Genomic DNA, 12,515 nt, shown 5'->3' with positions numbered 1-12,515 from the left:
CCTTGCGTCGCTGGTTCGCGCGCTCAGGCGGCGGGCGACTTACTGTTGTTCTTGGCTTCCTTACGGTCGCCTGCCACCTCGGCCTTAGCCGTCATGGGCACAGGCTGGGGCGCCACCACGGCGCCGGGGCGCACGCGCTGCAGGCCGTTGACGACGATGTTCTCGCCTGCCTTGAGGCCCGAGGTGACCACGCGCAGGCCGTCAATCGGTGCGCCCAGGGTGACCTCGCGGTACTCGGCCTTATTGCCCTCGCCCACCACCATCACGAACTTCTTGTTCTGGTCGGTGCCCACGGCACGCTCGTTGATGAGCAGCGCCTGCGTGTTGCGTGCCTGGCCCATACGGATGCGCGCAAACTGGCCGGGCATCAGGACGCCGTCTTCGTTGTCGAACACGGCGCGCACACGCACCGTGCCGCTCTTGGCATCCACCTGGTTGTCGATGAGCTGCAAGCGGCCGGCGTGCGGCGTACCGCCCGTGGTGCCAGTGCCCATCTGCACGGGGATGCGCTCGATGAGCTGGCGGGCACTATTGCCGCGCTGGCCGCTTTGCAGGTCTGCCAGGGCCTTCACCACGATCTGCTCGTCGGTATCAAAGCTGGCGTAGATGGGGCTCACGGACACCAGCGTGGTCAGCACGGGGGCACCCGCACCGGCAGCCACCAGGTTGCCCACGGTGACTTCGATGCGGCCCACGCGGCCCGCCACCGGGGCGCGTACCTGGGTGTAGCTGAGGTTCAGCTTGGCGGTCTGCAGCGCGGCCTGGGCGGCGCGCAGGTTGGCATCGGCCTCACGCTGCGCGTTCAGGCGCTCGTCGTGCTCACGCTGAGCAATGGCTTTTTCCTCCAGCAGGCGTGTGGCGCGCTCCAGCTCGCTGCGGGTGTATGACACGCGAGCCTGGGCGGCGACCACCTGGGCCTCGGCGCGGTCCACTTCGGCAGCGTAAGGGGCCGGGTCCACAGTGACCAGCAGGTCACCCTGCTTGACCAGCGAGCCTTCGCGGAAATGCACGGACTGCACAGCGCCCGAGACGCGCGGGCGCACGTCCACGCGCTGCACCGCCTCCAGACGGCCCGAGAACTCATCCCACAGGGCGATGTCTTTTTGGAGCACGGCAGCCACCGACACCGGCATGGCGGGTGGTGCTGCAGGGGCGCTATCAGCCTGCGCCACGGGCGACTGGAACACCAGAACGGCGGCGGCCACGGTGGCCGTCACGGCGGTGGCAAGGGTGGCCAGGCCCAGAGGGCGGCGCTGGGAGAACTTGGAGAAGGATGGGAAGTTCATGGTCACTTTCGATCAGTTGGGGTGCCCTTGTGGAGCACGCTGTGAAGCTTGTCTGCCGTGCGCTGGCGCCTGTGGGCTGTGCTCGGCAGGTGTCAATGCAAGGGGGCGAAATGAAAGTCTGGGCAATGACACGGAGGAAAGGTCAATACCCCGGCGACAAATACCTGGGTGGCCTGTGCGTCACCGTCGTCACAAGACGCTGCGGTCGAGCGCGCTGTGACAACGGCTGCAGGCCAACGGGATAGGGGATGCATTCATGGTTCGTTTTTTCCTCCGTGTCGTTTGTTTGAATGGGTGGCGTGGCCCCAGCGTGCAGGCAGGACAACGCCGGGCAAGCGTTTCCCCTCCGACACGCCAGGCCGGAAAATCAATGCGCAAAAAGGGAGTGGGGCTCGCGCCGAGCCCCCTGTTTTTCTGCCTCCACCAGGGGGAGGTCAGCAGCTTTCAGTGGTGTACGAGAGAGTCAGGGGCCGTCAGGACGGCACCGGACTTCGCGTGGCCGCGAAGAACTGCCGGAACTGCTGCTGCGCACCCACAGCACAAGGGCATTCGTGCGAACCGGTCTGCAACAGGGCATCGGGCCACTGCGGGTTCTTGGAGAACACATGGCGGGTGACCTGCAGGCCTGCGGCCTCCAGCCGGGCCGCGTAAGCCAGCGCCTCGTCGTGCATAGGGTCGGTGTCGCCCACCAAGATCAGCGTAGGTGGCAGCCCTGCCAGGCGCTGCGCGCCTGCAGGCACGGCATAGGGGTGTTCGGCATCACGCGGGCAACGCAGAAAGTTGCGCCAGCCTTCGGTCCACTTGCATCCAGTGGAATCCCCCGTGGCCTCGCGCAGCGACGCGGTGCCTACACAGGGGTCCAGCATGGGCGACAACAGAATCTGCCCGGCCAGCGGCGGGTGCGACTGGTCGCGCGCCATCAGGGCCACGGCCGCCGCCAGGTTGCCACCTGCCTCTTCGCCCGCCAGGTACACGGCGGCGCCCTGCCCCCCGAGTTTGGTACGGTGCTTGTGCACCCACTTGAGCACGCCGTAACCCGTGTCCACCGGCTGGGGGAAGGGCGTGAGCGGATACGCTACCGACACCACCACCGCCCCGGAACTCTCCAGCAGCGAGGCCACCGTGCAGCCGTTGTCCAGGTCACCCGACATGAAGGCCCCACCGTGGAAGTGCACGACCACCGGTGACGCCTGGCCGGCCTTCTTGCGGCCGTACATGCGCACCGCCACGTCTTGCCCCTGGGCCACCTCAATGGTGGAATCGGAACACATGGACGATGCCGCCCCGGACGCCTTGGCGGGCGCCGCAGCGGGCTGCGATGGCGAAATTGACGAAGACGGGCGGTCGGGCTGCATGGCAGGTACCCAGTAAGTAGGTGAAGGGTCGGTTGACGATGGATGAAATGTAGTGGGTTGGGCCTTTCAGATAAACAGGTCAAACACCACTGCACTGTTTCCAAAAGCTCAACAATCAAACCCTGTCGCCCGTGTGAGAATTCTTCAGCACCCAATCTGGGTGCTGATGACTCAAGGAGAAGCCATGGACCAGATTCAGGCCATGCGCATATTCGTGCGGGTGGTGGAGGCCGGCACGTTTACCCGGGCAGCAGATTCGCTGAATTTGCCCAAAGCCACCGTGACCAAGCATGTGCAAGCGCTGGAGGAGCGGCTGCGTGTGAAGCTGCTCAACCGCACCACGCGCCGCGTGACGGTGACACCCGACGGCGCGGCCTACTACGACCGCACGGTGCGGCTGCTGACCGACCTGGACGACATCGAGGCCAGCATGACCAACGCGCGCGCCAACCCGCGCGGGCGGTTGCGCATCGACGTGGGTACGTCGGTGGCGCAGTTGCTCATCATTCCGCACCTGGCGGAGTTTCATGCCCGCTACCCGGACATCCAGGTGGACCTGGGCGTGAGTGACCGCATGGTGGACCTGATTGGCGACAACGTGGACTGCGTGATCCGGGGTGGCGAGCTGAGCGACCAGTCGCTGGTGGCGCGGCGCATTGGCAACCTGGAGTTCATCACGGTGGCCTCGCCCGACTATCTGGCGCGCAAGGGCACGCCCACCCATCCGCTGGAGATCGAAGAAAAACACGTCAGCGTGATCTATTTCTCGCCGCAAAGCGGCCGGCACTACCCACTGGAGTTTCAAAAAGGGTCCGAGTCCATCGACATCACCGGCCCCTACCACCTGAGCGTGAACGAGAGCAACGCCTACGTCACGTCCATCGTTGCGGGCCTGGGCATTGGCCAGATCAGCAGCTGGCAGGCCCAGCGGCACTTCAGCAGCGGGACCCTGGTGCAACTGCTGCCCGACTGGACCCAGACCCTGCTGCCCGTGTATGTGGTGTACCCGCCCAACCGCCACCTGAGCGCCAAGGTGCGCGCATTTGTGGACTGGGCGGCAGAGCTGTTTCAACGCGAGGCTCACCTGCAGCGCACGGCCTGACGCCCCCTGAGCCGCTTCGCGTCATCCCAAAGGGGGACGCCACCCGTGGCCTGGCAAAGCCAGTTCCACGGTGGCGCTGGTGGGGTTCACGCTCGATGCACGCGACAGGGTTGCCCTCAGAACGTGTTCACGATCTCAGTCTGTATGCTTGGCGCCATGAGCACCCCAGATACCCCACCGCCAACCCCGCCAGCCAGCAAGCCCACCCAGCCGCGCAATCCCCTGCACGGCGTCACACTCGAAGCCATGGTGGTGGGCCTGGCAGATTATTTTGGCTGGGACGAGCTGGGACGACAGATTCCCATCCGCTGCTTCCAGATCGACCCCAGCGTGGGCTCCAGCCTCAAGTTTTTGCGCAAAACCCCCTGGGCGCGCGAGAAGGTCGAGAGCCTCTACCTCTTCATGCTGCGCGACCAGCGGCGCAACGCGCAGGAGTAACTTGCGATGCACGCCACCACGCCCCAAACGTCTCCAGACCAGACGGCGTATTCGGCACGGTTGAGCGCACGGTACCGCAATTTTCTGGTACCCCTGCTGACACTGGGCGTCATGGGCGGCTTCAACGCACTGCTAGTGGCGCAGTCCGAAGCGGGTGACGCGGGCTGGTGGCCAGTGGCCTGGCTGGCGACCGCATTCCTTGGAGTTTTCTTCAGTGCAGCCTTCATGGCCATTGCAGGCCACCGCAAGCTGCCGGTGGCCTACGGCATCGTTCTGGGTGCGGGAGTGGGCCTGGGGCTAACGACCTATGGGGTTCTGCAGGCGAGCCTGCACGCCCCTTGGGGCGCGGTGATGCCCGACTGGCTACGCGGCGCGCAGGCAAGAACCTGGCTGGGGTCGCCCTGGGCCCCACTCCTACCCTACGGAGCGGGGCTGGGCTTGCATGGCGCGGCCATGCTGGTGTTCAATCGCCAGCCGTCACCAAAAAGTCGCGGCTGATGCCGCCACCCAGGTCGTTGACCCGGTCCAGGAACTGGGTCAGGAACGCATGCAGGCCGGTGGCCAGGATCTCGTCGATGCGGCCGTACTGCAGGTCCGCCAGCAAGCGCCCTGCCCTGCGGCTGGTTTCGGCGGACTGCCCGTTGGCCAGCACGGCCAGGTTGTCCACCACTTCACGCAGGCAGGCGTGCAGCGAGCGCGGCATGTCGCGGCTCAGTATCAGCAGGTCGGCCACGCGTCCGGGCGTGATCACGTCGCGGTACACCTTGCGGTACACCTCGAACGCCGACACGCTGCGCAGGATGGCGCTCCAGTGGTAGAAGTCGCTCTCCTGGTTGCGGTCGCTGGGGCGGCCGAAGAAGTCGTTCTTGACGGCGTGGAACTTCACATCCAGCAGCCGCGCGGTGTTGTCTGCGCGCTCCAGGAAGGTGCCCATACGCAAAAAGTGAAACGCCTCGTCCTGCAGCATGGTGCCCAGCACCACGCCGCGAGACAGGTGCGAGCGGTACTTCACCCATTCAAAGAACTGGCCCGGGTCGCGCTCAAAGGCGCCACCTTCGAGCTGGCGGTGTAGCTCCAGCCAGGTCTGGTTCTGCGTCTCCCACACCTCGGTGGTCAGCGCGCCGCGCACGGCCCGCGCGTTCTCGCGCGCGGCACGCAGACATGACAGGATGGACGACGGGTTGTTGCCATCGTGCACCATGAACTCCAGCACGTTGGCGGGCGTCACTTCGCCATGTTTGGCGGTGTAGGCAGGGATCAGCTCGCTGATGGACAGCAGGCCCTCCCAGCCTTTTTGCGCCACATCGGCAGCCTGGGGCAGCAGGGAAGTCTCGTAGCTCACATTGAGCATTCTTGCTGTGTTCTCTGCCCGCTCTGTATATCGGGACATCCAGAACAGATGATCGGCAGTGCGACTTAGCATTTTTCCTCCCCGGGCAGAGAACCCCGCGCGTGCTGCGCACGCTGGCTGTGTTGTGGTGAAACCCCGCCTTCGGCGGCGTTTGCAGCCCGCTCGGTGTAGCGGGACATCCAGAACAAATGGTCGGCGGTGCGGCTCAACATGTTCAGAGGCTCCCTTGCGATTGACTTTGCGACTGGCCCTGGCCACGGGACTGCGATTGCGACTGGGATTGCTCTGCCTTGGGTTGCGAGGCAGGCGTACCCTCACCCAACACCCAGGTGTCTTTGGTGCCCCCACCCTGCGACGAATTCACCACCAGTGACCCCTCCTGCAGCGCCACGCGCGTGAGGCCCCCTGCGGCCATCTGCACCTCGCGGCCACTGAGCACAAAGGGGCGCAGGTCGATGTGACGGGGAGCGATGCCGCTTTCCACATACGTGGGGCAGCTCGACAGACTGAGCGTGGGCTGCGCAATGTAGCCCGCCGGGTTGGCCAGCACCGCGCGGCGAAAGTCCTCGATCTCGGCCTGCGTGGCGGCCGGGCCAATCAGCATGCCGTAGCCACCCGCGCCGTGTACTTCCTTGACCACCAGGTCCTTGAGGTTGGCCAGCACATACTGCAGGTCGTCCTGCTTGCGGCACATCCAGGTGGGCACGTTCTTGAGGATGGGCTCCTCGTCCAGATAAAAGCGGATCATCTCGGGCACGTAGGGGTACACCGATTTGTCGTCCGCCACGCCGGTGCCCACCGCATTGCAGATGCCCACGTTGCCTGCGCGGTAAGCCTCCATGAGGCCGTAACAGCCCAGGGTGGAATTGCGGCGGAAGACTTGCGGGTCGAGGAAGTCGTCGTCCACGCGGCGGTAGATCACGTCCACCCGCTGCAGGCCGCGTGTGGTGCGCATGTAGACGAACTTGTCCTTGACCACCAGGTCCTGCCCCTCGACCAGCTCCACGCCCATCTGCTGGGCCAGGAATGCGTGTTCAAAGTACGCGCTGTTGTGCATGCCGGGCGTGAGCACCACCACGGTGGGTTCGTCGGCCGTGGCCGGGGCACTGGCGCGCAGGGTTTCGAGCAGCATGTCCGGGTAATGCGCCACGGGTGCCACCTTGTGCAGGCTGAACAGCTCGGGGAACAGCCGCATCATCATCTTGCGGTTTTCGAGCATGTAGCTCACTCCGCTGGGAACGCGCAGGTTGTCTTCGAGCACGTAATACTCGCCGTTGCCCTGGGCATCGGGCGCACGCACGATGTCGATGCCAGCGATGTGCGCATAGATGTCTTGCGGCACATGCACGCCGGCCATCTCGGGCCGGTATTGCGCGTTGTTCAGGATGAGATCGGCAGGCACGATGCCGGCGCGGATGATGTCCTGGCCGTGGTACACGTCATGGATGAAGCGGTTGAGCGCGGTGACGCGCTGCACCAGCCCCTGCTGCATGCTGCTCCACTCGCGGGCCGGGATGATCCGGGGGATCAGGTCGAACGGAATCAACCGCTCATTGCCGACGCCGCCCTCGTCCTTGGCGCCATACACGGCGAAGGTGATGCCCACGCGCCGGAAGATCATCTCGGCTTCGGCCCTGCGGGCCTGCATCACGTCAGGGGGCTGTTTGCTCAACCACTGCGCATAGCGCTTGTAGTGTTCCCGCACATCGCTGCCATCAAACGGCAGCATGGCGTACATCTCGTCAAATTTCTGCATGAACGGGCCTCCTGCAGTCAGGATAGCAAGTTGTGAGCCTGCCATCGCGCAACACCCCTGGCGGCGCTGCGCCATCGCCCCCGAATCAATCGTCCCGTGGCACCATGCGGTGCTGCCAGTAATGCTCACGGGTGTCGCGTTCGCAGGCAACCTGCGCAGGTTGTGACGAGGCCCAGCGGGCCGCCCCACAGCGCGAAGACTCCACCACCGCAATGTGGTGCGCGCGGTAACGCTGCAGCACATCCGGCGCCGGATGGCCAAACCGGTTGCGATACCCGGCCTGCACCAAAGCAGTGCGCGGCTGGACTGCCTCCAGAAAAGCCACGGACGACGAGGTCTTGCTGCCATGGTGCGGCACCAGCAGCAGGTCGGCCTGCAGGGGTGCGCCGCGCGCCAGCAAGGATTGTTCCTGTGGTGCCTCAATGTCGCCCACCAGCAAAGCCGACGCGCCCTCTGGCCCGGCGGCGGTGATGCGCAGCACGCAGCTGAGCGCGTTGGGACGCGGGGCCTTGGGCGCTGGGGCGTCGTCGCCGGGTAGGGGGTGCAGCACCTCCAGAGTCACGCCATCCCATTCCCAGCGCTGGCCCGCCAGGCAGGGCCGGTTGGGGCGCAAGCGTTGCAGGGCGTGCTCGGCCTCGATGGAGCCGGTGAGTTCGGCATGGGGCTGCTGGGCCAGCACCGCCGCCGCCCCACCGGTGTGGTCGGCATCGCGGTGGCTGAGCATGAGCACATCCACCTGCTCCCCCAGCGCGCGCAGCAGTGGCACCAGCACGCGGTGGCCCGCATCGCTCTCGCGGCTGAAGCGCGGTCCGGCGTCGTACAGCAACGTGTGCGTGGAGGTGCGCACCAGCACGGCATTGCCCTGGCCAATGTCGGCGGCCAACAGCTCAAACTGCCCCGCTGCGGGCCGCGCTGGCTGCCACCACAACACCGGCAGCAACAAAGGCAGCGCGAGCAAACGCAGCCGCCAGGGCAGGCGCATGGCCAGCAGCGCGCCCCCGGCCACCGCCGCCACGCCCGCCCACAGCGGTGCAGCAGGCAAAAACACGGCGGCCCAGGGCCACTGCGCCAGCCACTGCAGAAACAATGTGAACGGCTGCAGGCTGAGGGCCGCCACACTCCACAGCGGCGCCCACAACACGCCCCCCAGCGCCAGTGGCGTAACCACCAGCGTGACCCAGGGGATGGCCACCAGGTTGGCCACAAAACCCACCAGCGAGACTTGGCCAAACAGCAACAAGCCCAGGGGCGTCAGCGCCAGCGTCACCACCCATTGCTCGCGCACCAATGCATAAAAATGGCCTGTAGCGCTTGTCCCAATTGCCTCAGCAGCTATTGGATTAGTAGCAAACAACACCCCCACAGCCACAAAGCTCAACCAGAAGCCCGCCTGTGCCAGCGCCCAGGGGTCCACCAGCACCACGGCCCCACAGGCCAGCAGCCACACCTGGGGCCAGGGCCAGCGACGCCCACTCAGCTGCAGCAGCGCCACGATGGCCAGCATGGTCACCGTGCGCTGCGCGGGCACGCCCCAGCCGCTGAAAAGGGCGTAGGCCGTGGCCAGCAGCACACCTGCCACCAGCGCAGCTGAGGGCGCCGGCACTGCCAGGCACAAACGGGGTGAGCGCCGCCACAGTGCCCGCACAGCCAGCGCCGCCAGCCAGGCAAACAGGGTGATGTGCAGGCCCGAAATACTCATGAGGTGGGCTACCCCGGTGGCACGAAACACATCCCAGTCCGCCCGGTCAATGGCGCGCTGGTCGCCGGTGACCAGCGCCGCCACCACCCCTGCGGTGCGCGTGCGGCCAGGGTCGGTGGTGTCGCCCAGCTCCCCATCCTGGCCGCGCACCAGGCGCTCCATGATGGCGTCTCGCACCCGCTGGCGCAGTTGCTCCACCGGGTGCTGCCAGGTAGACGCAACACGCACCGGAGGCTCGTCCTTGGGGCCTGCACGCACATAGCCGGTGGCTTGCACGCCCTGCTCCCACATCCACAACTCGTAGTCAAAACCGTGCGGGTTGCGCAGGCCGTGCGGCGCCTTCAGACGCACGGTGATCTGCCATCGCTCGCCCGCACGCACCGGGGCGGGCAGGCGCTGCAGGTCCAACACCTCCCCCGCACCGCCGAAGGCGCCGCCATACCAGGCCACATCGATCTGCGGGGGCAGGGGCACGGGTGCGCCTTGCCGCGTAGCCGACTCCACCGCCATGCGCCAACGGGTGCCCGCCTCGTTGATCTGCGGCATGGCGGCCACCACACCGGTGATGCGCAGGTCCTGGCCCTCCAGCGCCGCTGGCAATGCCTGCGCCTGGTAGGCCACCGCCCGCAGGCCGGTTCCACCCGCCATGGCCAGCGCACCCGCCAGCAACACCAGCCAGGGCGCGACGGCAACGACCCAGCGGGCCCAGCCCTGTCCTGGGCGCAGCCGTGCTGCAGCCACCGCACAACCACCCAGCAGCAAACCCACCCCCAGCAGCCATCCATAGTCTGCTGCAGGCCATAGCGTGGGCTGCTGCAGTTGCAGCGCGGCACCCGCCACCACGCCCAGTAACGCGGCAGGCAGCAGCCACGGGCGCGAGGGCACGGGCAACTCCACTCCCTGGCCTGTAGCGGGCAGCGGCGCGGCATTAGGGGCGCTTATGGCGGACATGCGCTGATGCTAATGCGCCGCTGGGGCCTGCTGCGCGGGTGCGAAGACGAGGCGCTGTGTAACACTTACCGCGCCTGGCGGCCCGTGCATCGGATCGCCCTCTTTCATAAACCCCGCATTTCCTACCGAGGACCACCATGAGCGTTTACGACAAGCTGAAAGAACTCAACATCACACTGCCCCCCGTGTCGGTGCCCGCCGCCGCCTACGTGCCCTATGTGCAGACAGGCAACCTGGTGTTTCTGAGTGGCCACATCGCCCGCAAGGACGGCAAGCCCTGGGCCGCGCAATTTGGCCGCGATATCGGCACCGAAGAAGGCAAGCAGGCCGCGCGTGCCGTGGCCATCGACCTGATGGGCACGCTGCAGGCCGCCTGCGGCGGCGACCTGAATCGCATCAAGCGCATCGTCAAGGTGATGAGCCTGGTGAACTCCACGGGCGATTTCACCGAGCAACACCTGGTGACCAATGGCGCCAGCGAACTGTTGGGCCAGGTGTTTGGCGAGAAGGGCGTGCATGCCCGCAGCGCCTTCGGCGTCGCCCAGATCCCCATGGGTGCATGCGTTGAGATTGAGCTGATCGCCGAACTGGCCTAAAAACCTGTTGACGATCTCGCAGACCGCGCGCCCTAGCAAAAAACCCATGGCATCGCTGCCATGGGTTTTTTGTTGTCTGCGCAGCGCTGAGGCCAGTTGCGGCGGCTTGCGGCAGCCGGGGGCCGCCCACCTCAGCGCGTCAGAAAGACTCCCAGTCGTCCTCCGCACCGGCCGTAGCGCCCTGCTTGGCACTTTGCCTCGCGGCTGACGATGGTGGAGGCGCCTTGGCCAGCGCCGCCGGGGCACTCGCAGTGCTGATGCGGGCTGCAGGGGCACCGCCCCCGGCGGTGGCCGCTGCGGGCTTGTTGCGGGTAGCAGGCATGGTGGTTGTGGCCTTGGCCGCACCGCGTGCGACCCCGATGGCGGCCTGCGCAGGCCCGTAGCTGGCGGCGTTCACCTTGAACATCGACACCTCGCGCGCCAGGTGATCGGCCTGCTCGCGCAGGCTCTGCGCGGCTGCCGCGCTTTCTTCCACCAGGGCGGCGTTCTGCTGGGTCATCTGGTCCAGGTTGCTGATCGCCTTGTTGACCTGCGACACCCCCGCGCTCTGCTCGGACGATGCGGCGGTGATCTCGCCGATCATGTCGGTCACGCGCTGCACCGACTGCACGATGTCGGTCATGGTGGTACCCGCGTCAGACACCAGGCGCGAACCGGTCTCCACCTTCTCGACCGACGCGCTGATGAGCAGCTTGATCTCCTTGGCCGCCTCGGCGCTGCGCTGCGCGAGGCTGCGCACCTCGCTGGCCACCACGGCAAAGCCCCGGCCTTGCTCACCGGCCCGAGCGGCCTCCACCGCCGCATTGAGCGCCAGGATGTTGGTCTGGAACGCAATGCCGTCGATCACGCCAATGATGTCCGCGATCTTCTTGCTGCTGTGGTTGATGTCCTCCATGGTGGCCACCACCTGGGTCACCACCTCGCCGCCCCGGCGTGCCACGCCGCTTGCGCCTGCTGCCAGGCTGCTGGCCTGCTGGGCGCTGCCTGCGCTTTGCTGGATGGTGCTGGTGAACTCCTCCATCGCAGCGGCGGTCTCCTGCAGGTTGCTGGAGGTCTGCTCGGTGCGGGCCGACAGATCCTGGTTGCCGGTCGCGATCTCTGCGCTGGCAATGGCAATGCTGTCCGTGCTTTGGCGCACCTGGTGCACCATGCGCCCCAATGCATTGCTCATGGCATAGAGCGAGCGCAGAAGGTCGCCGAATTCATCGCCCCGGGTGACAGCCTCCTGCAGGCTCAGGTCGCCACCCGCAATGCGGTCAGCCAGGCCATTGGCCTGGGCCAAAGGCCGCTGAATGCTGCCAATCAGGTAATACGCCCCCACGATGATGGCCAGCAGCAGCAGGCCCACGGCCACCGCCGCGATCTTGACGGTGAGCATGCGCGAGGCCGCCATCTCTTGCTGCTTGGCGGCCGCATTTTGTTGTTGCTGCTGCACAAAATCTCGCAGGGTTTGCAGGTAAGTGGCCACGGCCGGGTTGTACGACTGCTTGACCAGTGCAATGGCCTGGTCTTGCTGCCCGTCGGCCTTGAGCTTGCGAGCCTGGCCGCGCAGGTCGATCATGGCCTTGCGGGCTCCGGCGATTTTGGCCATCTGCGCCTTGTCGGCGTCGGACAGGGCCATGGCCTCCAGAGACTTTTGTACCTCGCTGATCTGCGCCGTGGTCGCCGCAATCACGTCCTTGAACTCGGCCTCCACCGCTGCGTCACCACTGACGATGAGCGCCTGGGTGCGCGCCGCGTTGGTCTCTGTCAGGCCCGACCAGCGGATTGCGGCCTGCACGCGGGCCTCCATGTCCTTCGCCACCGCATCGGCCTCGGCCTGCACCTTGGCCGACCGGTAGCCCGAGAAGCCCACCACGGCGGCCAGCAGCACCACGATCAGCACCACCGCCAGCCAGAGTTTGTGGGCCATTCGGAATTGCTTGGGCATGGACGTCTCCTGAAGCGTTGTGTTTGTGTGCAGATGTTGCTCTTTTTTTCA

Annotated in this window: 11 protein-coding genes; 4 read left to right on the top strand and 7 right to left on the bottom strand. The window is 66.2% G+C overall.

Annotated elements, in window-relative coordinates:
* Positions 1-23: 23 nt before the first annotated feature.
* Both OIN59_RS07640 and OIN59_RS07635 read right to left on the bottom strand, forming a co-directional pair.
* On the bottom strand, positions 24-1,286 hold the full coding sequence (locus tag OIN59_RS07640; RefSeq protein ID WP_274108847.1) for an efflux RND transporter periplasmic adaptor subunit: 1,263 nt from the start codon (positions 1,284-1,286) through the stop codon (positions 24-26).
* Between the two features lie 473 nt (positions 1,287-1,759).
* Entirely contained in the window at positions 1,760-2,557 is a 798-nt protein-coding gene (locus tag OIN59_RS07635; RefSeq protein WP_274108845.1) for an alpha/beta hydrolase, read from the bottom strand.
* A 268-nt stretch (positions 2,558-2,825) separates the two neighbouring features.
* Here OIN59_RS07635 and OIN59_RS07630 point away from each other — a divergent pair, with 268 nt between their 5' ends.
* From OIN59_RS07630 to OIN59_RS07620, 3 genes are all read left to right on the top strand, one after another.
* Positions 2,826-3,743 (top strand): LysR family transcriptional regulator, encoded by a 918-nt coding sequence (locus OIN59_RS07630; protein ID WP_274108843.1) that lies wholly within the window; start codon positions 2,826-2,828, stop codon positions 3,741-3,743.
* Between the two features lie 156 nt (positions 3,744-3,899).
* On the top strand, positions 3,900-4,181 hold the full coding sequence (locus OIN59_RS07625) for a VF530 family protein (protein ID WP_274108841.1): 282 nt from the start codon (positions 3,900-3,902) through the stop codon (positions 4,179-4,181).
* Positions 4,182-4,187: 6 nt separating this feature from the next.
* Positions 4,188-4,679 (top strand): hypothetical protein, encoded by a 492-nt coding sequence (locus tag OIN59_RS07620; RefSeq protein WP_274108839.1) that lies wholly within the window; start codon positions 4,188-4,190, stop codon positions 4,677-4,679.
* Here OIN59_RS07620 and OIN59_RS07615 read toward each other — a convergent pair.
* The 4 genes from OIN59_RS07615 to OIN59_RS07600 form a co-directional block, all read right to left on the bottom strand.
* The gene (locus OIN59_RS07615; protein WP_274108837.1) at positions 4,645-5,604 is read right to left on the bottom strand and encodes an alpha-E domain-containing protein; all 960 of its coding nucleotides are present in this window, start codon (positions 5,602-5,604) and stop codon (positions 4,645-4,647) included. The two genes, OIN59_RS07620 and OIN59_RS07615, sit on opposite strands and share 35 nt — an antisense overlap.
* Positions 5,598-5,744 carry an alpha-E domain-containing protein gene (locus OIN59_RS07610; RefSeq protein ID WP_274108835.1) on the bottom strand — a complete coding sequence of 49 codons (147 nt, stop codon included), beginning with the start codon at positions 5,742-5,744 and terminating at the stop codon, positions 5,598-5,600. Before OIN59_RS07610 ends, OIN59_RS07615 begins: the two co-directional genes overlap by 7 nt.
* A 2-nt stretch (positions 5,745-5,746) precedes the next feature.
* Positions 5,747-7,288: a circularly permuted type 2 ATP-grasp protein gene (locus tag OIN59_RS07605; RefSeq protein WP_274108834.1), complete on the bottom strand. Its 1,542-nt coding sequence runs from the start codon at positions 7,286-7,288 to the stop codon at positions 5,747-5,749.
* A gap of 85 nt (positions 7,289-7,373) precedes the next feature.
* Positions 7,374-9,938, bottom strand: coding sequence for a DNA internalization-related competence protein ComEC/Rec2 (locus OIN59_RS07600; RefSeq protein WP_274108832.1), 2,565 nt, complete (start codon positions 9,936-9,938; stop codon positions 7,374-7,376).
* A gap of 137 nt (positions 9,939-10,075) precedes the next feature.
* Between OIN59_RS07600 and OIN59_RS07595 the strand changes: the two genes are divergently transcribed.
* Positions 10,076-10,534, top strand: a complete 459-nt coding sequence (locus OIN59_RS07595; protein ID WP_274108830.1) for a RidA family protein — start codon at positions 10,076-10,078, stop codon at positions 10,532-10,534.
* A gap of 139 nt (positions 10,535-10,673) precedes the next feature.
* Here the strand turns inward: OIN59_RS07595 and OIN59_RS07590 are convergent, their stop codons facing one another.
* On the bottom strand, positions 10,674-12,464 hold the full coding sequence (locus OIN59_RS07590; RefSeq protein WP_274108829.1) for a methyl-accepting chemotaxis protein: 1,791 nt from the start codon (positions 12,462-12,464) through the stop codon (positions 10,674-10,676).
* Positions 12,465-12,515 lie beyond the last annotated feature (51 nt).

The sequence above is a fragment of the Acidovorax benzenivorans genome, from assembly GCF_028680575.1.
Classification (GTDB): domain Bacteria; phylum Pseudomonadota; class Gammaproteobacteria; order Burkholderiales; family Burkholderiaceae_C; genus Acidovorax; species Acidovorax benzenivorans.
Note: the sequence above shows the minus strand (reverse complement) of the source record. Positions and strands in the feature narration are given on the sequence as shown.